The sequence below is a fragment of the Microbacterium lacus genome (genome assembly GCF_002812805.1).
In the GTDB taxonomy this organism is placed as follows: Bacteria; Actinomycetota; Actinomycetes; order Actinomycetales; family Microbacteriaceae; genus Microbacterium; species Microbacterium lacus_A.
The window spans coordinates 450,857-476,222 of the sequence record NZ_NMUM01000005.1 but is presented as its reverse complement, the minus strand read 5'-3'; the positions used below and the strand labels follow the sequence as shown (position 1 = coordinate 476,222).

Here is a 25,366-nt window from a genome sequence, read left to right as displayed (position 1 = left end):
CGGACGGGACGCTGGCGGATCGCCGGCCCGCCGCTCGCCGGATGCTCCGGTCAGACCAGCGAACGCAGCACGTACTGGAGGATGCCGCCATTGCGGTAGTAGTCGGCCTCAGCGGGGGTATCGATGCGGACCACGGCCTCGAACTCGACTGCCGCCTTGCCCTCGGCCGAGAATTCGCTCGGAGTCGCCGTGACGGTGACCGTCTTGGGCGTAACGCCCTCGTTCAGCTTCTCGAGCCCGGTGATCGAGACGATCTCGGTGCCGTCGAGTCCCAGCGACTCCCAGCTCTCCCCCGCGGGGAACTGCAGGGGAACGACGCCCATTCCGATCAAGTTCGAGCGGTGAATGCGCTCGAAGCTCTCGGTGATGACGGCCTTGACGCCCAGCAGGCTCGTGCCTTTGGCCGCCCAGTCACGCGATGAGCCGGACCCATACTCCTTGCCGCCGAAGATCACCAGGGGCGTGCCCTGAGCGGCGTAGTTCTCGCTGGCGTCGTAGATGAACGACTGCGGGCCACCGGGCTGCGTGAAGTCACGGGTGTAACCGCCCTCGACGACCGCGCCATCGTTGACGGCGCTGACGAGCGCGTTCTTCAGACGGATGTTCGCGAACGTGCCGCGGATCATGACCTCGTGGTTGCCACGACGCGAGCCGTACGAGTTGAAGTCCTTCTGGCGCACACCGTGCTGCTCGAGGTACTTCGCGGCCGGCGTTCCGATCTTGATGTTTCCGGCCGGGCTGATGTGGTCGGTCGTGACCGAGTCGCCGAGGGTCGCCATGACACGAGCGCCCTGGATGTCGCTGACCGGGGTCAGCTCCATCGTCATGCCATCGAAGTACGGCGCCTTGCGAACGTACGTCGAGTCCTCGTCCCATTCGAACACGGGGCCGGTCGGCGTCGGCAGGTTCTTCCAGCGCTCGTCGCCTTCGAAGACCGTCGCATACTGCGTGATGAACTGCTCGCGCGAGATCGAGTGGTCGATGACCTCCTGCACCTCGTCGGGTGCAGGCCAGATGTCCTTCAGGAAGACATCCTGTCCCGACGAGTCCTTGCCGAGCGCGTCGGTCTCGAAGTCGAAGTTCATCGAACCGGCGAGGGCGTACGCCACGACGAGCGGCGGCGACGCGAGGTAGTTCATCTTCACGTCGGGGCTGATGCGGCCCTCGAAGTTGCGGTTGCCGGACAGCACGGCTGTGACGGCCAGGTCGTGGTCGTTGATCGCGGCCGAGACCTCTTCGATGAGTGGGCCCGAGTTGCCGATACAGATCGTGCAGCCATAGCCGACGGTGTAGAAACCGAGCGCCTCGAGCGACTTATCGAGTCCGGACTTCTCGTAGTAGTCGGTCACAACCTTCGACCCGGGGCCGAGCGTGGTCTTCACCCACGGCTTGCTCTTCAGGCCCTTTTCGACAGCCTTCTGTGCGAGGAGCCCCGCGGCGATCATGACCGACGGGTTGGACGTGTTGGTGCACGACGTGATCGCCGCGAGAGTGACAGCACCGTTGTCGATCATGTAGGGCGAGCCCTCGGCGGGCGTGATGCGAACCGGGTTGGACGCGGCGTGCTGTCCCCCGCTGGAGATGTGCACGTCGTGCGTCTCGGTCTCTTCTTCGCCGGGCGCCCCGCCCGGGTCGGAGGCCGGGAACGAGCCCTGTGACTCGAGGTCGACGATCGACTCCGAGGTCGAGGCGGTCGCGTAGTTGAGGATGTCCTTCTGGAACTGCGCCTTCGACTCCGAGAGCAGGATGCGGTCCTGCGGGCGCTTGGGGCCGGCGATCGAAGGGACGACCGTCGACAGGTCGAGTTCCATGTACTCGCTGAACGCGGGCTCGCGGGACGCGTCGTGCCAGAGCGTCTGCTCCTTGGCGTACGCCTCAACCAGGGCGACCGCCTGCTCGTCGCGCCCGGTCAGGCGCAGGTACTCGATCGTGACGTCGTCGATCGGGAATATCGCCGCGGTGGAACCGAACTCCGGGCTCATGTTTCCGATGGTGGCGCGGTTGGCGAGCGGTACCGAGCCGACACCGTCGCCGTAGAACTCGACGAACTTGCCGACGACACCGTGCTTGCGCAGCATGTCGGTGATCGTGAGGACGACGTCCGTCGCCGTCACGCCGGCCGGGATCTCGCCGGTGAGCTTGAAGCCGACGACGCGCGGGATCAGCATCGACACGGGCTGCCCCAGCATCGCGGCCTCGGCCTCGATGCCACCGACACCCCAGCCGAGCACGCCCAGGCCGTTGACCATCGTGGTGTGGGAGTCCGTACCGACACAGGTGTCGGGGTAGGCGCGCAGCACGCCATCGACCGTGCGGTCGTAGATGACCTTGGCGAGGTGCTCGATGTTGACCTGGTGGACGATTCCGGTTCCGGGAGGAACGACCTTGAAGTCGTGGAACGCCGTCTGGCCCCAGCGGAGGAACTGGTAACGCTCACCGTTGCGCTCGTACTCGATCTCGACGTTGCGCTCCAGCGCGTTCTCGGAGCCGAAGAGGTCGGCGATGACCGAGTGGTCGATGACCATCTCGGCGGGCGAGAGCGGGTTGATCTTGTCGGGGTTTCCGCCGAGCGTCGTGACGGCCTCACGCATGGTGGCGAGGTCGACGATGCAGGGCACACCCGTGAAGTCCTGCATCACGACGCGAGCGGGCGTGAACTGGATCTCGGTGTCGGGCTCGGCCGCGGCGTTCCAAGATCCGAGCGCTTCGATCTGCGCACGCGTGACGTTCGCACCGTCCTCGGTGCGAAGCAGGTTCTCGAGCAGCACCTTCAGGCTGAACGGGAGCTTGTCGTACCCCTCGACCGCGTCGAGCCGGAAGATCTCGTAGTCGGTTCCCCCGACCGTCAGAGTGCTTTGCGCTCCGAAGCTGTTGACCGATGCCACGATGCCGTCTCCTTCAGGTAGCTGACCACTCACCGGCCTCCATCTTCCCGGGGCGTTCCGGGCGGGGCTAGCAAGGCGACCCTTACCAGTGTGCGCCGCTGAGCGACAAGGGGGAAGGGGGTCGATTTATCTTGATGTCGAGATAAATCGTACCACCGACTGCGGCGCGAACCCCTGTGTCACACGGGCTCGGAGACGTCTTCTTTCGGCGCGGGTGGATAGAGCGCTCGCACGACCAGATAGCTCACTGCGAGGAGCGGCGCAAACAGGGGAATGCCCATGACGAGCTTGAGCGTGCCGAGAGCCGCGACGTTGTCAGCGAGGTATAGCGGGAACTGCACGAGCAGACGCGCGGCAAAAAGTGCTGCCCATGCGATGGCGAGCCAGAAGAAAGCGCGCCGCTTGCGGCGGTCGCGCCGCCAGGCCGTACCCTCCCCCATCAGGAACCCGACGGCAAGGCCGATGATCGACCATCCCGCGAATGCCGAAATCAAGAAGGCCGCGCCGTAGAGCGCGTTCGTGATGAAGCCCGGGATGAAGTTGTTGCTCGCCTCGCCCGTGAAGATCGCGAACGCCGCCGCAACCACGACCGCGAGCAGGCCACTGACGGCGGAGGTCACGGGCTGGCGCGCGAAGAGCCGCGCAATCGTGAAGAGAGCCGCGATCCCGACGGAGAGGCCGAGAGACCAGAACAGGTCACCGTCGCCCGTCTCGGCATCCATCGTCAGTGTGTAGACGGCAATGAACACCACGCCGGGAACGACGGCTTCGACGATCCCCCGCCATCCGCCCATCGCATGCCACACCACATGGCCGGTCGATCGGTCTGCGCTCGGGTCGAGGCCGGCGCGACGTGCGGCCCCGGCGAGGGCTGAGCCGAGCGCCTCCGAAGCCGGCGGCGGCGTCGTCAGCGCGGGATCCCCGCCCGAAGCAGGATCCCGTGGTGCGGACTGCGGGTCGGTCACGCCGAACCCGGGGTCGCGGGCATCTTCAGCGGAATGAACTCGCGCGGCGGCATCGGCGTTCCGCCACGGACGACGACGATGGACCGGAAGAGGTCCTCGACCTGCGCCGCTGCCTCGATATCGGATGCACCGGCCCCGCCGATCACGCCGCGCAAGAACCACCGAGGCCCATCCACACCCACGAACCGCGCCAGGCGCTTGCCCGACGTTCCCTCCGCGCCGGCGATGACGGGCACTTCGGCTAGCAATTCAGGGCCGAGCGGACCTTCGCGCTCCTCGACACGCCCACCCTGCTGGCGAACCTGCTCGCGGATCTGCGCACGGGTCTCGTGCCACAGGCCGCCGGTGCGGGGCGCCGCAAACGGCTGCACCTGCAACGTCGATCCGGCGTAATCGAGCCCGACCGCGACGATGCGCTTGGACTGCTCTTCGATCTCGAGACGCAGGTTCAAACCCTCGCGCGGCAGCACCTTGATGCCACCCAGGTCGATGTACGGGCGAACGGGATTCGCTTCGGATTCGTCGAATGGGCCGCCGGTCGCACGGTCGGCGGGTGCGGACTTGGCCGCCGGGTCTGCGGTCGTGCCGTCGTCGCTCATGCGCCGACCTCCTGTGCTTGAGGTGCCTGGTAGCCGGTGGAACCGAACCCGCCTTCGCCGCGGACACTCTCGGGGAGTGTCTCGACCGGGATGAAGTTCGCCCGACTCACAGGCATGACGATGAGCTGTGCGATGCGGTCGCCCACGGCGATGTCGTAGGGCTCGGAAGCATCCGTGTTCAACAGAGTCACCTTGATCTCGCCCCGGTATCCGGCATCGACCGTGCCCGGGGAATTGACGATCGTGATGCCGTGCTTGGTAGCCAGGCCGCTGCGCGGCACGACAAAGGCGACATAACCGTCGGGCAACGCGATCGAGACGCCCGTTCCGACGAGGGCACGCTGGCCAGGGGCCAATCGAAGCGAATCAGCAGAGACCAGATCGGCGCCGGCGTCACCGGGGTGAGCGTAGGTCGGAGGTTCTGGAGCGATAATGAGAACGTCCACGGAATCGGTCACTCATCGAGGGTAATGCAGAAGCAACGTACGGAGTATCGCGAGCGGCTCACGCCCTCGCTACTGATTTTGGTGTCCGCCGCGGTCGTCGGTCCGATGGCGGCGCTCGTTCTCGCACCGCTCGACCCGACGCTCGCGCTTATCACCGGTGCCGCCGTCGGGGCACTGATCATCGCCGCGCTCGTCGCCCTATCGCCCGTCGTCGAGGTGCGCGAGGGTGTGCTCCGCGCCGGGCGTGCGCGCATCGGGGTCGAGTGGCTCGGTGCCCCGGTCGCCTTCTTGGGCGACGAAGCGCGAAACGCTCGCGGACCGGGACTCGACCGCGATTCGTGGCTCGTCATCCGGGGCGGGATCGACGGACTCGTGGTCATCCCGCTCGAGGATCCGGACGACCCTGTCGTCTCGTGGGTCATCTCGACCCGCACCCCCGACCGCCTCGCGGCGGCGATCAACCGGGCGCGTGATTACGCGCAGTCGCGGCAGATGAGTCCGACCGAGTCTTCGTGATCGACCTGTGAGCGGTGCTTCACCAGGAAGCAGTTCACGCAGGTGAACTCGTCCTCCTGAGGCGGCAACACGACGACGTCCAACTCGAGGTCCGAGAGGTCGGCGCCCGGCAATTCGAAGCCCGAGGGGTTGTCGGCATCCTCGACATCGACGGCACCGGAAAGCTTGTCGGGAACGCGCTCCTTCAGGGCCTCGATCGACTCACTGTCGTCGTCGGTCTTGCGGGGAGCGTCGTAGTCCGTAGCCATGGGGTTTAGGTCACTTCTTTCATTGCGTGCAGTGGAGCGGTGCCGAACAGGCGGCGCTAGTTTGCATCACCGCAGAGCATTTAGCAAATGCTGCGATTCGACATCCGCTCGGAGGCAAACGGGCGGCGCGCGCTGGATATTCCCGGGACCACCCCGCACGCGTGTAACGATGGCGGAACCGGAAACGCGGAAGAAGGCGTGTCGCATGAAAGAGCTCAAGGTCATCCGCACCGAGGATGAGCGACTGATCGTAGCGACGGACTCGGGCGAGACATTCGCCCTGGTGATCGATGATGTCCTACGCGCTGAGGTTCGTCGCGCCCAATCAGCGCCGGAATCGGGCGCCGCACGACCCAGCCCGCGCGAGATCCAGGCGCAGATTCGCTCGGGTTTGTCGGCGCAGGAGGTGGCGCAGCTTCTCGGCGCTCGACTCGAAGATGTCATTCGCTACGAAGGCCCCGTTCTCGCGGAGCGCGAGCACATCGTCGGTCTCGCCCTCGCTGTGCCCGTTCTGCTGGGCGCGGTCGACGATGCCGAGGCGCAGCCCACGTTCGGCGCCGCGATGCGGGCGAAGCTCGCCGAGGTCGCCGCCGCAGGCGAGCGCTGGTCGAGCTGGAAAGATCCGTCAGGGTGGATCGTCAAACTGCAGTTCCAGGTCGGGGATATCGAGCACGACGCCCGCTGGACCTTTGATCCGCGGCGTAGCGCTCTCTCGCCTCTCAACGCGGACGCCCAACAGCTCTCCCGTCAGGGATCCCTGCCCGAGGGTCTGATCCCGCGGCTGCGCGCGCTCGACTCCGCCCCCTCGATGAAGGACGACACCCGGTTCGACAGTGGCGCGTTTGGTCCCCGTCGCGACCTCGATCCGTCCGCTGCCCCCGCGGCCTCCGAGGCTGCCGTCAATCGCGCTACCGAGACTTCGAACACGAGTGCCGAGACCGCGGACCTGCTCGAGGCGCTCCGGCGTCGACGCGGACAGCGCGAGAGCGCTCCGGGGATGGCCGAAGAGAACGCGGCTCCTGCCGCTCCCGTCGCGCTCTTCGACGCGCTCGAACCCGGTTACGACGAATCAGCCCCGGCCGAGCCGCGCGAAGACACGGTCGTCGCCGACGCTCAGGGTCGCCGACGCGGTCGCAATGCGATGCCGTCGTGGGACGAGATCGTCTTCGGCGCGCGCGGCGACGGCGACCAGTAAGAAGATCAGGTCGGTCAGTTCGGGGCGTACGCACCGAGCCGGATGAGCGGGACGATCCTTTCCGCCGATGTCAGCGAACCGTGCTGCCCGATCATCCTCTGCGACGCCTTATCCGTGAGTCGGTCGTCGTAGTAGGCCACTCGACCTCGCGCCGCGACGAGCACGTCGCCGATCCGCGGCAGCACCCCGGCGTCGACCTCGCCGAAGAGTCCCGCCGCAACGGCCTCGTCGCGCGAGAACACCCACGATCGACTCGACTCCGAGGCGCGCCAACGCTCGAGCATTGATTCTTCGTGGCCAGGCTCGGCGTAGAGATGCAGCATCCGCGGCTCTCCGGCGATGGCGGCGACGCCGTCGACCAGGTCATCGCCCTCCCGCAGCAGAATGTGACCGGTACGGGGTACGTCGACCATCCCGTGGTCGGCCGTGACCAGCACGCCGATGTCGGCGGGCAGGCCTGACGCGAGCGAACGAACCGCGCCATCCGCTTCCTCGAGTGCCGCGATCCACTCGTCGGACTCCCATCCGTACCGGTGTCCCGCCGAATCGAGCTCGGGTGCGTAGGCGTACACGAGACGGTTTTCGCCTGCTGTGGCGTGTTCGAGGGCGAGCGCGAGCCTGTCGGCGAACGACGCCGCAGAGTCGAAGGTCGAGCCGCGGAAGGCCGCACGCGTGAATCCCGAGTGGCGGTACTCTTCACGACTGACGACGAAGCCCTCGACGCCGACGGATGCCGCGGTCTCGAACAACGTCGGCCGGCGCTGCCACACGGCGGGATCGAGACCATCGGACTCCCAGCCCGTCAGCTGGTTCGCGAGCACGTCCGTCCCGGGCACGCGGACGCGATATCCCACGATGCCGTGCGCCCCCGGGTCGCTCCCGGTCATGAGGCTCGTCAACGCGGCGGCGGTGGTGGTCGGGAAGACGGAACGCGCGACATCTTTCTTGCGCATCGCCGATGTCAGAAACCGGCCGTGACCGGCGCGCGCAGCCAGGTTCGCGGCTCCGAGACCATCGATCACGACCATGATCGCGCTGCGTGCGGACGGCAGCGTCGCGGTCCCCGACGAGGACGTGAGCGAGGCCACCACATCCGGCACCAGAGCGGTGAGGCTCCGGGCGTGAGCGGGCTCCGCCGGTAGCATAAGAGACATCGGGGCCAGTCTCGCACACGTGCCAACGGCCCTCGTTCTCGCCCGAAGGACCCCATGCCCGCACCTGTTTCCGAGCCCCCTGCCGAGCGCATCGAAGATGTCGACGTCTCCAGCGAAATGCAGGGATCTTTTCTCGAGTACGCCTATTCGGTGATCTACTCGCGGGCACTGCCCGACGCGCGCGACGGCATGAAGCCGGTCCAGCGCCGCATCGTGTACCAGATGTCCGAGATGGGGCTTCGTCCCGACCGTGGACATGTCAAGAGCGCACGCGTCGTCGGCGAAGTCATGGGAAAGCTCCATCCCCACGGCGACGCGCCCATCTACGACGCTCTCGTGCGTCTCGCTCAACCGTTCTCGCAGCGCGTGCCCATGGTCGACGGGCACGGAAACTTCGGCTCGCTCGATGACGGGCCCGCGGCATCCCGGTACACGGAGGCGCGCCTCGCACCCGCGGCGCTCGCTATGGCCGAGGGCCTCGATGAAGACGTCGTCGATTTCATCCCGAACTACGACAACCAGTTCCAGCAGCCCGAGGTTCTGCCCGCGGCGTACCCGAACCTCTTGGTCAACGGCGCGAGCGGCATCGCCGTCGGCATGGCCACGAACATGGCGCCGCACAACCTCATCGAGGTCGTCGGCGCGGCCATTCATCTGCTCGAGAACCCCGACGCGACGCTCGACGACCTGATGGCCTACGTGCCCGGGCCGGATCTGCCATCCGGTGGTGTCATCGTCGGCCTCGAGGGCGTCCGTGACGCCTACGAGACCGGCCGGGGATCGTTCAAAACCCGAGCCAAGACCTCGATCGAGAGCCTCGGTCCCCGCAAGACGGGCATCGTCGTCACGGAGCTGCCCTACCTCGTCGGTCCCGAGCGCGTGATCGAGAAGATCAAGGATGCTGTTCAGTCGAAGAAGCTGCAGGGCATCAGCGACGTCGCCGATCTGACCGACCGCACACACGGCACGCGCCTCGTGATCGGCATCAAGACCGGATTCGACCCGCAGGCCGTGCTCGATCAGCTGTACCGGCTGACGCCGCTCGAGGACTCGTTCAGCATCAACAACGTCGCCCTCGTGGAGGGGCAGCCCCGCACTCTGGGCCTTCGCGAGTTGTTGCGCGTATACGTCGACCACCGTCTCTCGGTGGTCACCCGCCGCAGCCGCTACCGACTCGATCGTCGCCGCGAGCGTCTGCACCTCGTCGACGGCTTGCTGATCGCGATCCTCGACATCGACGAGGTCATCCAGGTCATCCGGGCATCCGATGATGGCGAGCAGGCGCGCACCCGGCTGATGGAGGTGTTCGACCTCAGTCAGCTCCAGGCCGAGTACATCCTCGAATTGCGCCTGCGCCGCCTGACGAAGTTCTCGCGTATCGAACTCGAGGCCGAGCGCGACCAACTGCTCGCCGAGATCGCGCAACTGGAAGAGCTGCTCGGAAGCGACGCCCTGCTGCGCAAGCAGGTCGCCACCGAACTCGACGCGATCGCCGAGAAGCTCGGCACTCCGCGCCGGACGCTCCTCACGAACGCCGCGCCCGCCGTCGCGCGTCCGTCTCGCAACGCGCCGATCCTCGAGATCGTGGATGCGCCGACGATCGTCGTCCTGTCGACGACCGGCCGCGCCGTGCGCGTGGATCTGTCCGAGGGCACCGAGATCGTCTCGCCGACGCGGCGCAGCAAGCACGACGCGCTGCTGACCGACGTGCGCACGACGGTACGGGGCGAACTCGGGGCGATCACGAACCGCGGGCGGATGCTGCGATTCAGCCCGGTCGACCTGCCCTCGGTGCCCCCGGCATCCGTCCAGCTCGCCGCGGGGGTGGCCCTGCGCGACTACCTCGGTCTCACAGACAAGGCGGAGCGGGTCGTGATGCTCACCCGCCTCGACATCGACACACCTCTCGCTATCGGCACCAGGCAGGGCGTCGTGAAGCGGATCATCCCGTCCGCGCTGCCGCCCAAGCCCGAGATCGAGATCATCGCGCTCAAGCCCGGCGATGGCGTTGTGGGGGCGGCATCCGCGCCCGACGAATCCGAACTCGTCTTCGTGTCGGACGATGCGCGCCTGCTGCGTTTCGCGGCGTCATCGGTGCGTCCACAGGGCGCTTCGGCAGGCGGCATGGCGGGCATGAACATCGGATCGGCCAACGCGATCTTCTTCGGTTCGGTCGGAGAGCCGGAGGCCGTCGTCGTCACCGTCTCGGGCACGGCCGGGGCACTCCCGGGGACCGACGCGGGTCGCGCCAAGGTTTCGGAGTTCGCGGAGTTCCCTGCGAAGGGTCGCGCGACCGGCGGTGTGCGCGCACACGCGTTCCTGAAGGGCGAGGACGAGCTCACGCTCGCGTGGGTGGGTGCCACTCCCCTGCGCGCGGTCGGGACGGATGGCTCGGCTCGTACGCTCCCGGAGCCCGGGGCGAAGCGAGATGCCTCGGGTCAGCCGCTTGACGCGCCCGTCGGCTCGGTCGGCCGCGCCCTCTAGCCCCGGCGGAATACACCACGCTCCCTGAGCCTGTCGAAGGGCGCACCGGAACGCCCTGGGCACAACTGGTCACTTCGACAGGCTCAGTGACCGAACTCAGGCCCTACGACCGGGAAGGGTCAGGCGTCGATGCGGTCGCGCTCGAGGCGTGCGGACGAGTCGATGATGAACTCGCGCCGCGGGGCGACCTCGTTGCCCATGAGCAGCTCGAAGGTACGCCCAGCCGATTCAGCGGCCTCGGCATCCTCGATCCGCACGCGGCGAAGCATCCGGCCGCCGCGATCCATCGTCGTCGTCGCGAGCTGGTCGGCGTCCATCTCACCCAGGCCCTTGTAGCGCTGGATCGGCTCCTGCCAGGTGCGGCCGGCTTTCGAGAGCTTGGCGAGCAGGGCGTTGAGCTCTGTCTCGCTGTACGTGTAGATCATCTCGTTCGGCTTGGTACCGGGATGCTTCACGATCACGCGGTGCAGCGGCGGCACGGCGGCGAACACACGGCCGTCCTCGATGAGCGGGCGCATGTAACGGAAGAAGAGCGTGAGCAGCAGCGTGCGGATGTGCGCGCCATCAACATCGGCGTCGCTCATCAGGATGACCTTGCCGTAGCGCGCCTGCGAGAGGTCGAACGAGCGTCCGGATCCCGCACCGATCACCTGAATGATCGACGCGCACTCGGCGTTGCTCAGCATGTCGCTGATCGATGCCTTCTGGACGTTGAGGATCTTGCCGCGAATGGGAAGCAGGGCCTGGAACTCGCTGTTGCGCGCGAGCTTGGCGGTGCCGAGCGCGGAGTCACCCTCGACGATGAAGAGCTCTGACTGGGCGACGTCGTTCGATCGGCAGTCCACGAGCTTGGCCGGCAGTGATGAGGACTCGAGAGCGTTCTTGCGCCGCTGCGTCTCTTTGTGGGCACGGGCGGACAGACGCGCCTTCATTTCCGAGACGACCTTGTCGAGCAGCAGCGACGTCTGCGCCTTGTCGTCGCGCTTCGTCGACGAGAACAGCGCGCCAAGCTCTTTCCGCACGACCTGTGCGACGATCTGCCGAACGGCGGGGGTCCCGAGGACCTCCTTCGTCTGTCCTTCGAACTGCGGTTCGGGAAGGCTCACCGTCAGGACGGCGGTCATGCCCGCCAAAGCGTCATCCTTGTCGAGCTTGTCGTTTCCGACCTTCAGGCGCCGCGCATTCGCCTCGACCTGCTGACGCATCACCTTCAGTATTTCTTGCTCGAAACCCTGCTGGTGCGTGCCGCCCTTGGGCGTGGCGATGATGTTGACGAACGAGCGGGTGACGGTCTCGTAGCCGGTCCCCCAGCGCAGCGCGATGTCGACGGAGCAGGTGCGCTCGACCTCGGTCGCGACCATGGTTCCGGATGCCTGCAGCACCGGCACCGTCTCGGTGAAGGTCCCGGTGCCGGTCAGTCGCCAGGTGTCCGTGATCGGAGCATCCGGTGCGAGGAACTCGACGAACTCGGAGATTCCGCCATCGAAGCGGTAGGAGACATCCGTCGGCTCGACACCGGCACGCTCGTCGCGTACCGCAATCTCGAGTCCCGGGACCAGGAACGCAGTCTGACGGGCGCGCGTTGCGAGTTCGTCGACCTGGAATGCCGCGTCGGGCGTGAAGATCTGTTTGTCGGCCCAGTAACGAACGCGTGTGCCGGTTACTCCACGGGGAGCCTTGCCGACGACCCGCAATTCGCTGCGCTCGTCGAATGGCGTGAACGGGGCCGACGGGCTCGGCTCTCCCTTGTCTGCGAACAGACCGGGCTCACCCCGGTGGAACGACATCGCCCAGGTCTTGCCGCCGCGATCGACCTCGACATCCAGACGCTCGGAGAGGGCGTTGACGACGGATGCGCCGACACCGTGCAATCCGCCGGACGCCGCATACGAACCGCCGCCGAACTTGCCGCCGGCGTGCAGCTTGGTGAAGACGACCTCGACACCCGACAGACCGGTGCGGGGCTCGACGTCGACCGGGATGCCTCGACCCTTGTCGCGCACCTCGACGCTGCCGTCACCGTGCAGCACGACATCGATCTTCGAGCCGTTGCCGCCGAGGGTCTCGTCGACCGCGTTGTCGATGATCTCCCACAGGCAGTGCATGAGCCCGGGCGACCCGTTCGAGCCGATGTACATGCCGGGCCGTTTGCGCACGGCTTCGAGCCCTTCGAGGACTTGAAGATGATGCGCAGAATACTCGGACGTCACAATCTCCCAGCGTACAAGCGGGCAAGCCGCCTTCTCCGCCGACACACGGGCACCGATACCGGGTCCGTGGGCCGCCGTACGCGGTCAGCGAAATGTCATCGAATCGGGCCCTCACCGTAACAAACCCGTGGTTGTATGAAGGACTTGCAAGACATTGGCGATCACGAGGAGGCACTGCGATGAACACGCTCATGACACCCACCGAAGAAGCCACGATCGCCTACCGTCTGACGGCCGCGGACCGCTGCGACTCCTGCGGAGCGCAGGCGTACATCGCCGCCGAGGTCAACGGTAGTGAGCTTCTCTTCTGCGCCCACCACGGACGCAAGTACGAAGACAAGCTCCGTAGCATCGCGACCTCATGGCACGACGAGACGGCTCGTCTGGTCGAGGCCTAAACAGTTCTTTTGCGCTCAGGCCGACAGGCCGAGTGCACGACGGACGATCACGTTCGCTTTGGCGGCGTGGTCGTCCGCTGTCGTTAACGGACCCGCCGGAGCCCCGTTCGCGAGCGCGAGGCCCGCATGGGCCGCCGCGAGCTCGAGCAAGTGATCGGCGAACACGGGATTGCGCGCGAGGACCGGACCGCGGATGCCTGTCCCGTAGGCAGTCCCCCGCACGGCACCCTCGAAACGCGCAGCCCCGCTCTGGACCGTTCCGATATTTCCCGTTCCGGAGGCCACCGTGCCGAGAGGGCGTTCGTCCTCGCCCAGCACGTAGTCACGCAGGTGGTACTCGTAGCCGGTGAGCGCACCCCATTCGCTGTCGACCGAGATCCGGCCGACGTGACGCTCAGACGCGACGCTCCGACCGGTGAAGATACCGATGCCCGACAGCGGATCCGGTCGGCCAAGCTCGAGCGAACGCGACAGCATCTCCCAGCCCAGTCCGATCGCCAGCAGGACGGTTCCGGACTCGACCCACGCGTTCAGCTCGTCCGCTATCTCGCGCAACCCGGCGAGGACCTCGGGCGCATCGGCATCGAAGCCCGCCCCGATGGTGATCGCGTCAGGACGCAGACCCGAGGCATCCTGGGCGCTGGTGATCGTCGTGACTCGCGCCTCGATCCCGCGCCACCCAGCACGAACGCGAAGGACGTCGGCGTTCTCGGCATCGCCGTGGATGTTGAGTCGCTCGGGAAAGAGGGAAACGATCGAGAGCACGTCACTCATCGGATGCCCGCCTTCTTGACCTCTTCGGAGGTCAGTCCGTAGTGGCCGCGGATCTTGCGCATGCTGCGTGAGGTGAAGACCACGGTCTTGACCCCCGCCGACGGGGCCGGCAGCGCCAGAAAAGCCTCGAACCCGCGGATGAGGTCGACGTCGACGGCGTCGAACGGCACGCCGTCGTAGGCCAACCGGTTCGCCATGGCGTCCGCCTTGGGTCCGGCGACGATATCGACGCGGCCGAGCGCGTGCGTTCGCACGGTCCACAACCAGGAAGTGTCTTCTTCTTCGTCGCCGATTCCGACGAACACGCGTTCGAGTCCCGGCCGCAACGCGTCGATGTTGAGTTGAAAGCTCGCGGTGTTCTGGACCAGGACGCACTCGATCTGCTGTCCGGCGATCTCGACCGTCTCGCCGCGCCCGAAGACCGGGTCGAGTGTCGACAGCGTGGAAGCGGCGAGGGATGCATCGAACGCGTCGCCCATGACCGCGCGCGCCGTCTCGAAAGCGGCCGCCGCATCGACGGCGAAATGAACGCCTCGCGCCGGGAGGGTGACCTCCTGGCGGGATCCGCCGATGTCGATCACGGCGTCACGGCCGGATACGGTCTCGACGCGTGTGCCGAGTCCTTCGCCGAGACGCTCCTTCGCAGTGCGCACCGAGCCCAGACCCTGCGGATGCGTCGCCATCACGTCTGCGGACACACCGAAGCGCCGGATGGATACTCCCGGCGCCGCCTCGGTGAGCGAAGCTGCCACGATCTCGAGCGACGCGTCGTCCGCGTTCAGGACGACGGCCGAACGGGCCCGCAGCGCGATGGCCGTGAGCAGACGTGTGACCCGGTCGGATGACTCGAAACGAGCGATGTCGTCGAGGTTGATGTTCGTCAGGGTGACCACGCGGGCCTCGAAGGTCGACGACATAAGTGCACCGAACGCCTCGTCCATCTCGAGCACGGCGATGTCGGCGTCTACACGCCCCCACCAGTCGCCCTGATCGAGTACCGCCGACGTGATGCCCTGCGGCAGGTTCGCGGTCGACGAGTTCGTGAACACCCGCATCCCGTGCGCGCGCAGAAGGCCAGCGACCATCTTCGTGGTGGTCGACTTGCCCGCGGTCCCGCTCACGACGACGAGCCCCTGGGGGAAAGACGCCAGCACTCGCGGCAGAAGGGCCGGAGCGATCCTGTTCGTCACGAGGCCGGGGGCACCGCTGCCCTTGCCCCCGCGAACGCGCAGCAACCACTGCACGGCCCGCCCCACGGCGACGCCGATCGCGCTGCGCACGGCCTACTCCAGGTAGTCCCGCAGCGACTGCGACCGCGACGGGTGCCGCAGCTTCGCCATGGTCTTGGACTCGATCTGACGGATCCGCTCGCGCGTCACGCCGAACGTGTCACCGATCTGGTCGAGCGTCTTCGGCATGCCATCGCCCAGGCCGAAGCGCATGCGGATCACGCCGGCCTCGCGCTCGCTGAGCGAGTCCAGGAGCGACTCGAGCTGACGCTGCAGCATCGTGAAGCCCACGGCATCCGCCGGCACGACAGCCTCGGTGTCCTCGATGAGGTCACCGAACTCGCTGTCTCCGTCCTCGCCCAGGGGCGTGTGGAGGGAGATCGGCTCGCGGCCGTACTTCTGGACCTCGATGACCTTCTCGGGGGTCATGTCGAGTTCGCGGCTGAGCTCTTCGGGCGTGGGTTCGCGACCCAGGTCCTGCAGCATCTGGCGCTGCACGCGGGCGAGCTTGTTGATGACCTCGACCATGTGGACGGGGATACGGATCGTGCGGGCCTGGTCGGCCATGGCACGCGTGATCGCCTGACGAATCCACCAGGTGGCGTACGTCGAGAACTTGAAGCCCTTGGTGTAGTCGAACTTCTCGACAGCGCGGATCAGACCGAGGTTGCCCTCCTGGATCAAGTCCAGGAACTGCATGCCACGACCGGTGTAGCGCTTCGCGAGCGAGACGACGAGTCGGAGGTTCGCGCCGAGCAGGTGCGACTTGGCCCGCTGGCCGTCCTTCGCCACCCAGGTCAGGTCGCGACCGAGCTGTGACCGCTTTTCGGTGTCGCTGAGCGCCGAGAGCTTCTCTTCGGCGAACAGGCCCGCCTCGATACGCATCGCGAGCTCGACCTCTTCGGCCGCGTTCAGCAGCGGAACCTTACCGATCTGCTTCAGGTAGTCCTTGACGGGATCTGCCGTGGCGCCGGTGATCTGAGCCGAGTAGACCGGAACGTCGTCCTCGTCGCTCGACGAGATGACGATCGCGCCCGTGGGCAGGGGCTCGGTGAAGACCGGCTTCTTCTTATTGCCGTCTTCGTCCTCATCGTCGTCGGAGGAGTCATCCGTCGAATCGGATGCTTCGGTCTTGGCAGTCGGAGTCGTGACTGCCTCGTCGTCGTCCGCGACATCCACCTCGACGTCTACCTCTTCGTCGGGCTCGATGTCCTCATCGATGGCGTCCTCGTCGACGGCCTTCGATGCCTTGGCCTTCGCCGACTTGGCCGGCGCAGCCTTGGTTGCAGCCGACTTCGTCGCTGCGGGCTTAGCGGCAGCACTCTTAGCGGCAGCAGTCTTAGCAGCAGGGGTCTTCGCAGGAGCCTTGGTCGCCGCAGCCTTTGCTGCGGGAGCCTTGCGGGCGCGCGGAGCAGCCTTGACCGCCGTGGTCTCCGTCTCTTCGACGGGATCCTTCGTGGAGGTGCGAGAAGGTGTCACAATTCGCCTTTCACCGGCGCATCTCGTCTCAGACATTTGATGCACTCGGTCGTTTGCGGGCACGAGTAAGACCCTTGTCAAGTCCTGAGTGAGGCACTCACGGTTGACAACGGGTCCGATTGTCCATTATGGCACATCGCACGCTCGATGCGAGCCACCCAATGGCACTCTCATGTGAACGCGGGAGCGCACCCACGCATTCCCCGGTACGCCGATCAGAGCCCGCGCGTGCCGAGCGGCGAGATCAGGACAGCCCGGTGTGCTTCTCGTCATCGCCCGCGGGACGCGAAGCCAGGTACCGCTCAAGCTCGGCCGCGAGTTCGTCCGCGCTCGGCAGATCGAATTCACCCAGGGACGACGAACGCAACGGCGAGCCGGCCATGTACTGGTCGTAGCGCGACTCGAGGTTCTCGAGCATCGTCGCCAGCTCATCGTTGGCAGAGATCTGCTCGTCGACCTTGGCGAGAAAGCCCAGGTTCTCTTCTCTCAGGTCTTCCGTAGGCAGCGCGATGCCACTCCCGAGTGTGATGCTCTCGAGTGCTGCGATGGCGGCCGCCGGGAACTCCGCATCGGCCAAGTAGTGCGGCACGAGCATCACGAAGCTGGAGGTGTTCACACCCTGCTCTACGAAACGCATCTCGAGCAGGTGCCCCACGGTCGCGGGCACTTGAGTGTGCGGCTGCCAGACCGAGTGAGCCGAGATCAAGTCGGCCCTGTTGCCGCTGACTGTCGTGCCGATCGGGCGGGTATGCGGCACCGGCATGGCGATCGCGTGGACCCAGGTGACGGACTCCACCCCGAGCGAGGTGACGAGTTCGACCACGCCGTGAGTGAACGCGTCCCACGCGAAGTCCGGCTCGTACCCGGTCAGCGTCAAGAAGGGTTGGCCGATGAGGTCGTGGGCGAGCGCCAGTTCAAGGCGCGGCGGCACGTAGTCCGTGAGGTGGTCCTGGTCAAAGGAGATCACCGGGCGACGTGCCCGGTAGTCCAGCAGCGCATCATTCGAGAACGTCGCGACGGGCACGTTGTCGACACCGTCGCGCAAGACGTCGATCGATTGGGCGACGGCGCTCCCGGCATCCGTGAAGCCCGTCATAGCAATGACCAGCGGCAGACCGCGGGGCACCTCGGGCGCGTCAGGAGACGTCGCGTAGAGAGGACCGAACGGGGGCATGTGTCCACTCTACGAGCCACCGAAGGGTCGGGCCGCGCTGAGCGGTCGCGCTCACAGCGAACACCGCGACGCCCCGCGTTGGTCAGCGGCTGGGCCGCAGACGCCGACCTAGGATGGTCCATATGCCGACGCCGCAGATCTCGTATCTCCCTGCCTCAGCGACAGACATCGATGCGGACGTCTCGCTCCTCTTGCTTCCGCCGCTCGCCGACGACGGCCCGGACCTGAGCCCGTGGCCAGGCCTTGCCGACGCGCTGCGCGCGATCGAGTTCTCGGGGGCTCCTGGCTCTTTCGCCCGTGTGCCGCTTGGCGGCGCCGCGGGCGGTGCAGTGGCCGTTGCGGGTGTGGGTTCAGCGGCGCAAGCCGGTGCGTACCGGGATGCCGCGGGCTCAGGCATCCGCGCTCTCGGTCAGATCGAAACGGTCGCCGTGCACGCGCCCGGCGCACCGGAGCGCACCTGGCGGGCCATTGCAGAGGGCGCGGGCCTCGGCGGATACACCTTCGCGACCTATAAGAAGAACGGCGGCAAGCGTCGTGCTGCCCGAGTGATCGTCGTGTCGACAGAAGAAGTTTCGGACGACGACGTGCACGCCGCTCAGGTGGTCGTCAACGCGGTCGCTCTCGTCAAAGAACTCGTCGCGATTCCTGCCGACCGGCTCGGCCCGGCCGCCCTTGCCGCACGTGCTGTGGCAGAGGTCGCCCACCTACCGGTCGAGGTCACGGTTCTCGACGAGGCAGCACTCGAGGCCGAGGGGTTCGGCGCGATCCTCGGTGTGGGTATTGGTTCTGACCGTCCGCCGCGATTCGTCCGCATGGACTACGCACCCGCCGAATCCTCGCGCCACATCGCCGTCGTCGGCAAGGGAATCACCTTCGACACCGGCGGACTCTCGCTCAAGCCGGCGGGCTCGATGGTCGGCATGAAATACGACATGTGCGGCGCCGCTGTCGCGCTGTCGGTCGTGCGCGCCGCCGCCGAGCTGGCGCTGCCGGTCCGGGTGACGGGTTATCTCTGTATCGCGGACAACATGCCCTCGGGACGCGCGACACGCCCCGGCGACGTCCTCACAGCGCTCGACGGAACGACGATCGAGGTACTGAATACGGATGCCGAGGGTCGCCTGGTTCTGGCCGACGGCCTCGTCGCCGCATCCCGTGAGCACCCGGACGTGATCGTCGACGTTGCGACCCTCACCGGCGCGATCAGCGTCGCCCTGGGCACGCGCTACGCCGGGGTGATGGGCGATGACGCACCCGTCGCCGAGTACCTCGCCGCGGCGGAGCGAGCGGGCGAGCTCGCCTGGCAACTGCCCTTGCCCGCCTACATGCGTGATGACCTCGACTCCCCCATCGCCGACCTCGTGAACGCGAAGATCGGCGACCCGGCGGGCGGATCACTCTTTGCGGGGTTGTTCCTGCAGCACTTCATCGGCCCGGTCTCGGACGAAGAGAACGCGCCGACCATCCCGTGGGTGCATCTGGACATCGCGGGCGTCGGCATGAACAAGGGCGGCCCCTACGGTTCCACCGACAAGGGACCCACCGGAGCCAGCGTCCGTTCCCTGATCGAATTCGTTTCAGGGGGTGCCCAGTAATGGCGGAACACGTCTTCGACCTGGTTGTCCTCGGGGGCGGTAGCGGCGGTTACTCCGCGGCGATCCGTGCCTCAGAACTCGGCGCGAAGGTCGCGATCGTCGAACGCGACAAGCTCGGTGGCACCTGCCTGCACCGCGGCTGCATCCCCACCAAGGCGCTGCTGCACGCCGCCGAAGTCGCCGACGCCGTGCGGTCCGCGAGTGAGATCGGCGTCGACGCGACGCTGACGGGCATCGACGCCCACGGCCTCCGCGCGTACCGGGAAAAGATCGTCGCCAAGAAGTTCGCCGGGCTCAAGGGATTGATCTCGGCCCGCGGCATCACCGTGATCGACGGCGAGGGTTTCCTGCAAGCGGACCGCGGGGTGCGGGTCGGTGCGGACGTGTACCGCGGCAAGAACGTGCTCGTCGCGACGGGCTCCTATTCGAAGATGATCCCGGGGCTCGAGGCCGGCGGCCGGATCCTGACGAGCGAACACGCTCTTGAGCTGCCCGAAATTCCGCGACGCGTCGTGATCCTCGGCGGCGGTGTGATCGGCGTTGAGTTCGCCAGCCTGTGGCGCTCCTTCGGTGTCGACGTGATGATCGTCGAAGCCCTGCCCCGGCTCGTCCCGCAGGAGGACGAGGCCATGAGCAAGGCCCTCGAGCGGGCGTTTCGCAAGCGGGGAATCGGGATGCGTCTCGGGTCCCGGTTCGCGTCCGCGACACAAACCGACGACGCCGTGGTCGTTCAGCTCGAGGACGGCACGCAGCTCGATGCCGACTATCTGCTCGTGGCGATCGGTCGCGGACCGAGCACCGCGGGCCTCGGTCTCGAAGAGGCGGGTGTCGCGCTCGACGGCGGTTTCGTCGTCGTGAACGACGACCTGCAGACATCCGTCCCCGGCGTGTGGGCGGTGGGCGACATCGTGCGCGGCCTGCAGCTGGCACACCGCAGCTTTGCACAGGGAATCTTCGTGGCGGAGCGGATGGCGGGACTGCCCGCGACCGCGGTGCCCGAGCGCCAAGTCCCGCGCATCACATACAGCGACCCCGAGGTCGCCTCCGTCGGTTCGACTCTCGCCGAGGCGGTCGCCGACCTCGGGAGCGAGAAGGTCACGTCGTTCGATTACAACCTGGCGGGCAACGCGCGCAGTGAGATCATCGGCACCGGGGGTCTGGTTCGGGTCGTCCGTGCCGTCGACGGTCCCGTGATCGGGGTTCACCTGATCGGCGCGCGTGTCGGTGAGTTGATCGCCGAGGCCCAGCTCATCGTCGGCTGGGAAGCCCACCCGGACGACATCGCCCCGTATTTGCACGCCCACCCGACCCAGAGCGAGGCACTCGGCGAGGCGTTCCTCGCGCTCGCGGGCCGACCCTTGCACGCGCTTTAGCAATGCCGGTCCTCGGCTTCACTAAGCTAGACAACGACAGTTTCGTCCTTAAGGAGACATCGTCATGAGCACATCCGTCGTCCTCCCCGCTCTCGGCGAGAGCGTTACCGAGGGTACGGTCACCCGCTGGCTGAAGCAGGTGGGAGACGAGGTCAAGGCCGATGAGGGCTTGCTCGAAATCTCGACCGACAAGGTTGACACCGAGATCCCCTCCCCCGTGAGCGGAATTCTCGAAGAGATTCTGGTGCAGGAGGACGAGACCGTCGAGGTCGGCGGTCTGCTGGCCAAGATCGGCGACGGCAGCGGCCAGCCCTCCGGCGACGCAGCGCCCGAGGCATCCGCCCCCGCCGAGGCGCAGGCCCCGGCCGAGGACAAGGTCGTCGAGGCACCGGCAGAGCCCGAGCTCGTCGCTGAGGCCGAACCGGCCGGTAACGCCTCCGCCGAACCCGCCGCGGTTGGTGCATCGAGTGGTTCGAGCACGTCCGTCGTTCTGCCCGAACTCGGCGAGTCGGTCACCGAGGGCACCGTTACGCGCTGGCTCAAGAATGTCGGCGACGACGTCGCCGTAGACGAGCCGCTCCTCGAAATCTCGACGGACAAGGTCGACACCGAGATCCCGTCACCCGTTGCCGGGGTTCTGCAGGAGATCGTCGCCGCCGAGGACGAGACCATCGCGGTCGGTGCGGTACTCGCCAAGATCGGTAGCGGGGCACCCGCCGCAGCATCGGAGCCAGCACCGGCTCCGGCCGCAGAGCCCGTCACCGAGCCCGAAGCGCCCTCCACCGAGAAGCCCGTCGAAGCGGATGTCCCGGCATCCGAGACTCCTGAGCAGGCACCCGCACCCGAGCCCGCTCCGGCTGTTGCCGCTCCGGCTCCCGCAGCGTCCGCTCCGGCAGCATCCGCTCCGGCACCTTCGGCCCCCGCCCCGAGCGCGCCAGCGGCACCGGCGACATCTTCGGACTCGTCCGATGACCGCACGTACGTCACGCCTCTGGTGCGTCGTCTCGCTCAGCAGCAGGGCGTGGATCTCGCGTCTGTGACCGGCACGGGTGTCGGAGGGCGCATCCGCAAGGAGGATGTCCTGAAGGCTGCCGAGTCGGCCAGCGCCGCTCCCGCAGCGCCCGCTGCCGAGAAGGCGCCCGCTCTCGAGGTCTCGCCCTTGCGTGGCACGACTCAGAAGATGTCGCGCCTGCGGAAGGTCCTCGCCGAGCGTGCCGTCGCGTCGATGCAGGCCACGGCCCAGCTCACGACCGTCGTCGAGGTCGATGTCACAAGGCTCGCGGGCTTCCGCGACAGCGTGAAGGTCGACTTCCAGAAGAAGACGTCGGACAAGTTGTCGTTCCTGCCCTTCTTCGCTCTGGCCGCGGCCGAAGCGCTGCGGGCGTTCCCGATCGTCAACGCCACGGTCGACGGTGACACGATCGTGTACCCGGCGTCCGAAAACCTCTCGATCGCGGTCGACACCGAGCGGGGCCTGCTGACGCCGGTTCTGCGTGATGCGGCGTCGAAGAACATCGCCGAGATCGCTCACGAGATCGCCGATCTTGCCGCCCGCACGCGCGACAACAAGCTGAAGCCGGACGAGCTCGGAGGCGGAACGTTCACGCTGACGAACACCGGTTCGCGCGGCGCCCTGTTTGACACCCCCGTGGTGTTCCTGCCTCAGTCGGCGATCCTCGGCACGGGAATCGTCGTCAAGCGCCCCGGTGTGGTCAAGGTCGATGGTGTCGAGGCGATCGGCGTCCGCTCGGTCGTGTACCTCGCGCTGTCGTACGACCACCGGATCATCGACGGTGCGGACGCTGCTCGGTTCCTCGGTGCCGTCAAGGCGCGCCTCGAAGCTGCGGAGTTCGCGGCGGACCTCGGTATCTGATCGAGCCCGACTCTGAGTAGGCACTCGCCGAAACGCCCCGACAGTAATGTCGGGGCGTTTCGCGTTCATGGCGCCTCGACATCCCGCACGTCACGGATCACCCACGACTGACCGGTTCGCACAAGCACTACGAGCTGCGCGGGCACCGTGCCATCCACACCACTGACGCTCAGGATCGCGACTCCCCCGAGGTCGTCCAACAGCTCGACCTTTCGCTCCGCGGCGGGCAGGTCGACCGCGCCCGGCGGCATATCCCGGGCGGCAGACTCCTCGAAGTACTTCGCCTTGCAAGGAACTTCCATGCAGCCCGCTAGTGCGTCCAGCGCCGACTGCAGGGCGGACGCGGGAGCGCTCTGCGCCGCCGCATCCCCGGTTTCGTCCCCGCCCTCAGTCTCGACGCCGCCCTCTTGCGCGACCGGGTCCGCATCAGCCGGTACCGCCGCCGCAGTGGAAGGCGTCGGCGATTCGGATGCGGCGGGGCGGGCGTTGGCGGCGGGAGCAGAGCCTGTCGGCCAGGCCAGACCCCCGACGACGATCACGCCCGCGATGCCCGCCGCCACCAACCAGGGCCGGGCGATCCTGCGACGCGCGTTTCCTGCCCGCCTGCGCACCGATTCCATCGCGTCCGAAACCATGTCGCCGACACCGGAGTCCACGTGCCGACTGACGAGTCGGCCCAGGAACGAATCCCGTCGTTCCGGCTCGACGATGTCGACTACGCCCGCCCGCCGCGCATCCGCCGCTCGACGTGGGGTCAGCGGCGCGAGAACGAGGGGTTCGGGCGAAGCGATCGCGAACAGGTGCGCCTCGGCCTCTTCCGATGCCCGGCCATCCCGCAGCATGGTGGCGACCTCGTGTAGGCGCCATGACCCGTCGACAATCGGCGTCTCGGCCAGCCGGTCGACGAGCAAACCCGCCGCCTCGCCGATGCGGTCACCCGCATCACTCGCTGCGCATACGAACGTCGGGGTTCCGTCCTGCGTCAGCCACCAGTGCCCCCGGAGCTCTTCCCCCCGTGCAGCGTCGCACCCGCGGATGAGACTCACAGCGACCGTGATGACCTCACCCGCCCCCAGATCCACGCCGGCCTGGGCGCGCCGCGCAAGAAACGTGTCGACGCGCTCGACGCACCATGGCAGTACCGCCTCATGACCTGACGACGTCCGCGAGACGTCGTGAACGGCCAGCACGTGATCTCCCCGGTCCCGCCATCCCGGCCAACCACGCAGGTCGGCCGTGTCGACGAGCTGGACGACGGTCTCGTCCACCCGGGCCAACCACCCACCGAAGGGAGATTCGGGCTGAGTGACGCGCCGCATCCGGACGACGGCCCCCGTCAACGGATCATCGATCGGTGGCAGCTCGGTCATCCTCCTACGCTGGCCCGACGGGACGTGCTCAGGCCGTCCGATCTTCCGATCCGTGGTGACCGGAAGGAGGGACCACACTGTGGAGGACGGACGGCGGGGAAGATAGCCAATCACCGCGCGGAACACCGGGCTCTCGGGAAGTAGGCTGGAACGTATGGCAGCACGCAGCGCGGCACCCGAGAAGCGTCCCGGGTTCTTCTCCCAGATCAAGAGTCTCTACACCTTCACACGTCGGTCGTTCGGCTTCCTCCCGTGGTTGCTCACGGGGATCTTCATCGTCACGACAGGGCTCGGCATCGTGGTCGCGTTCCTGATCCAGCCGCAGTGGTGGAACATCCTGCTCTGGGGCATCACCGGCTTCCTCGCGGGTATCCTCGTATCGCTCATGACGATGACGCGCCTGTCGACCCGCGCGATGTACGACCAGATCGACGGGATGCCCGGCGCCGTGGGCCACGTCATCACCACGTTCCTCGGACGCAGCTGGACGGCTTCCGAGACTCCCGTGGGCGTCAACCCGAAGACTCAGGATGCGGTCTATCGCGCGATCGGTCGCGGCGGTGTCGTCGTGATCGGCGAGGGTTCACAGGGTCGCCTACAGCGCCTCGTGAATGAGGAGCGCTCGAAGGTCAACCGCGTCGCGAACGGTGTTCCCGTGCACGTCATCTACATCGGTCATGGCAAGGGTGAGGTTCCGATCAAGGACCTGGCCAAGACGGTCAAGTCGTTCCCCCGCAAGCTCGACAAGGCGACGATGGTCGCCGTCATGAAGCGCGTGGACTCGGTCTCGCAGTCGCTCGCATCGCTCCCGATCCCGAAGGGCATCGACCCGACGAAGGTGCGCGCGCCGCGTCCCCGCTGATCCCGTCGCTCGCCTAGCGGCGTACGAGGATCGTTCCGACCGCCTTGTCGTGCAGGCCACGCTGATCCGCGTCCCAGATCACGGCGGGGATGACGACGATCAGCAGCACGGTCCGGATGATCGGGCGCCAGAGCCCCACCCATCCGCCGCCGACCATTTCGAGCCGCAGGCCGAAGATTCGGTGACCGGGACTCGCCTGCAGCGTGGGCAGGAAGACGATCTGGATCGCTCCGAAGATCGCCAAGATCGCCAGCGCGTCGAACGCGAAGAAACCTGAAATCAGATACGCGGCGCCGTAGTCGATCACGAGGGCCCCGATACGGCGTCCGACGCGGGCGACGGAACCCGCGCCATCCCGCGGCAAACCGAGGCGTTGACCGGGACAGGCGTCGGGTGCATTCGATGTCACCGGACCAGCGTATCCAGCCGCGCGTAACATGCCGGAAACAATAGCGTCACTGTCGGGCAATGCCCCGACGATACCTTTCAGGGAGGCCCGCATCGCGGGCGGCAGTTCCCGAATGCCCTACCTCTGGA

General features: G+C 67.0%; 21 protein-coding genes. 8 read left to right on the top strand and 13 right to left on the bottom strand.

Features of this window, described 5'->3' with window-relative positions; all coding sequences use genetic code 11:
• Positions 1-50: 50 nt before the first annotated feature.
• From CGU34_RS02880 to dut, 4 genes are all read right to left on the bottom strand, one after another.
• Entirely contained in the window at positions 51-2,885 is a 2,835-nt protein-coding gene (locus tag CGU34_RS02880; protein ID WP_100813174.1) for an aconitate hydratase, read from the bottom strand.
• Positions 2,886-3,064: 179 nt separating this feature from the next.
• On the bottom strand, positions 3,065-3,850 hold the full coding sequence (locus tag CGU34_RS02875; RefSeq protein ID WP_036295758.1) for a DUF3159 domain-containing protein: 786 nt from the start codon (positions 3,848-3,850) through the stop codon (positions 3,065-3,067).
• Entirely contained in the window at positions 3,847-4,449 is a 603-nt protein-coding gene (locus tag CGU34_RS02870) for a DUF3710 domain-containing protein (RefSeq protein WP_036295761.1), read from the bottom strand. Before CGU34_RS02870 ends, CGU34_RS02875 begins: the two co-directional genes overlap by 4 nt.
• A complete protein-coding gene (gene dut, locus CGU34_RS02865) occupies positions 4,446-4,907 on the bottom strand; it encodes a dUTP diphosphatase (RefSeq protein ID WP_036295764.1) in 462 nt (153 codons plus the stop codon). Before dut ends, CGU34_RS02870 begins: the two co-directional genes overlap by 4 nt.
• Before the next feature lie 12 nt (positions 4,908-4,919).
• Here dut and CGU34_RS02860 point away from each other — a divergent pair, with 12 nt between their 5' ends.
• On the top strand, positions 4,920-5,411 hold the full coding sequence (locus tag CGU34_RS02860; RefSeq protein ID WP_036295766.1) for a DUF3093 domain-containing protein: 492 nt from the start codon (positions 4,920-4,922) through the stop codon (positions 5,409-5,411).
• On the opposite strand, the gene CGU34_RS02855 is transcribed toward CGU34_RS02860, so the two are convergent.
• Positions 5,369-5,659: a DUF4193 domain-containing protein gene (locus CGU34_RS02855; RefSeq protein ID WP_036295767.1), complete on the bottom strand. Its 291-nt coding sequence runs from the start codon at positions 5,657-5,659 to the stop codon at positions 5,369-5,371. The two genes, CGU34_RS02860 and CGU34_RS02855, sit on opposite strands and share 43 nt — an antisense overlap.
• Before the next feature lie 205 nt (positions 5,660-5,864).
• Here CGU34_RS02855 and sepH point away from each other — a divergent pair, with 205 nt between their 5' ends.
• Positions 5,865-6,854: a septation protein SepH gene (gene sepH, locus CGU34_RS02850; RefSeq protein ID WP_036295769.1), complete on the top strand. Its 990-nt coding sequence runs from the start codon at positions 5,865-5,867 to the stop codon at positions 6,852-6,854.
• Between the two features lie 14 nt (positions 6,855-6,868).
• Here sepH and CGU34_RS02845 read toward each other — a convergent pair whose 3' ends face one another.
• Positions 6,869-8,008, bottom strand: coding sequence for an alkaline phosphatase family protein (locus tag CGU34_RS02845; protein ID WP_036295771.1), 1,140 nt, complete (start codon positions 8,006-8,008; stop codon positions 6,869-6,871).
• Between the two features lie 54 nt (positions 8,009-8,062).
• Between CGU34_RS02845 and CGU34_RS02840 the strand changes: the two genes are divergently transcribed.
• Entirely contained in the window at positions 8,063-10,492 is a 2,430-nt protein-coding gene (locus CGU34_RS02840) for a DNA gyrase/topoisomerase IV subunit A (protein WP_036295772.1), read from the top strand.
• 119 nt (positions 10,493-10,611) lie between these two features.
• Here CGU34_RS02840 and CGU34_RS02835 read toward each other — a convergent pair whose 3' ends face one another.
• A complete protein-coding gene (locus tag CGU34_RS02835) occupies positions 10,612-12,702 on the bottom strand; it encodes a DNA gyrase/topoisomerase IV subunit B (protein ID WP_081766148.1) in 2,091 nt (696 codons plus the stop codon).
• A gap of 179 nt (positions 12,703-12,881) precedes the next feature.
• Here CGU34_RS02835 and CGU34_RS02830 point away from each other — a divergent pair, with 179 nt between their 5' ends.
• Positions 12,882-13,100 (top strand): DUF7455 domain-containing protein, encoded by a 219-nt coding sequence (locus CGU34_RS02830; protein WP_198517653.1) that lies wholly within the window; start codon positions 12,882-12,884, stop codon positions 13,098-13,100.
• Between the two features lie 15 nt (positions 13,101-13,115).
• On the opposite strand, the gene CGU34_RS02825 is transcribed toward CGU34_RS02830, so the two are convergent.
• The 4 genes from CGU34_RS02825 to CGU34_RS02810 form a co-directional block, all read right to left on the bottom strand.
• Complete coding sequence (locus tag CGU34_RS02825; RefSeq protein WP_100813173.1) at positions 13,116-13,874, bottom strand: hypothetical protein; 759 nt, start codon at positions 13,872-13,874, stop codon at positions 13,116-13,118.
• On the bottom strand, positions 13,871-15,154 hold the full coding sequence (locus tag CGU34_RS02820) for a Mur ligase family protein (protein ID WP_100813172.1): 1,284 nt from the start codon (positions 15,152-15,154) through the stop codon (positions 13,871-13,873). The genes CGU34_RS02825 and CGU34_RS02820 overlap by 4 nt, the downstream gene beginning before the upstream one ends.
• A gap of 3 nt (positions 15,155-15,157) precedes the next feature.
• Complete coding sequence (locus tag CGU34_RS02815; RefSeq protein WP_100813171.1) at positions 15,158-16,618, bottom strand: RNA polymerase sigma factor; 1,461 nt, start codon at positions 16,616-16,618, stop codon at positions 15,158-15,160.
• A 208-nt stretch (positions 16,619-16,826) separates the two neighbouring features.
• Positions 16,827-17,756 carry a proteasome assembly chaperone family protein gene (locus tag CGU34_RS02810; protein ID WP_036295778.1) on the bottom strand — a complete coding sequence of 310 codons (930 nt, stop codon included), beginning with the start codon at positions 17,754-17,756 and terminating at the stop codon, positions 16,827-16,829.
• A 122-nt stretch (positions 17,757-17,878) separates the two neighbouring features.
• Between CGU34_RS02810 and CGU34_RS02805 the strand changes: the two genes are divergently transcribed.
• The 3 genes from CGU34_RS02805 to sucB all read left to right on the top strand — a co-directional run bounded on the left by CGU34_RS02805 (position 17,879) and on the right by sucB (position 22,597).
• Positions 17,879-19,351 (top strand): leucyl aminopeptidase, encoded by a 1,473-nt coding sequence (locus CGU34_RS02805; protein WP_100813170.1) that lies wholly within the window; start codon positions 17,879-17,881, stop codon positions 19,349-19,351.
• Positions 19,351-20,724: a dihydrolipoyl dehydrogenase gene (gene lpdA, locus CGU34_RS02800; protein ID WP_036295782.1), complete on the top strand. Its 1,374-nt coding sequence runs from the start codon at positions 19,351-19,353 to the stop codon at positions 20,722-20,724. Before CGU34_RS02805 ends, lpdA begins: the two co-directional genes overlap by 1 nt.
• A 64-nt stretch (positions 20,725-20,788) precedes the next feature.
• Positions 20,789-22,597 (top strand): 2-oxoglutarate dehydrogenase, E2 component, dihydrolipoamide succinyltransferase, encoded by a 1,809-nt coding sequence (sucB, locus tag CGU34_RS02795; protein WP_100813169.1) that lies wholly within the window; start codon positions 20,789-20,791, stop codon positions 22,595-22,597.
• 65 nt (positions 22,598-22,662) lie between these two features.
• On the opposite strand, the gene CGU34_RS02790 is transcribed toward sucB, so the two are convergent.
• Entirely contained in the window at positions 22,663-23,967 is a 1,305-nt protein-coding gene (locus CGU34_RS02790; RefSeq protein WP_100813168.1) for a hypothetical protein, read from the bottom strand.
• A 154-nt stretch (positions 23,968-24,121) separates the two neighbouring features.
• Here CGU34_RS02790 and CGU34_RS02785 point away from each other — a divergent pair, with 154 nt between their 5' ends.
• A complete protein-coding gene (locus CGU34_RS02785) occupies positions 24,122-24,829 on the top strand; it encodes a DUF4191 domain-containing protein (protein ID WP_100813167.1) in 708 nt (235 codons plus the stop codon).
• Positions 24,830-24,842: 13 nt separating this feature from the next.
• Here CGU34_RS02785 and CGU34_RS02780 read toward each other — a convergent pair whose 3' ends face one another.
• A complete protein-coding gene (locus CGU34_RS02780) occupies positions 24,843-25,238 on the bottom strand; it encodes an RDD family protein (protein ID WP_232711495.1) in 396 nt (131 codons plus the stop codon).
• Between the last annotated feature and the right edge of the window lie 128 nt (positions 25,239-25,366).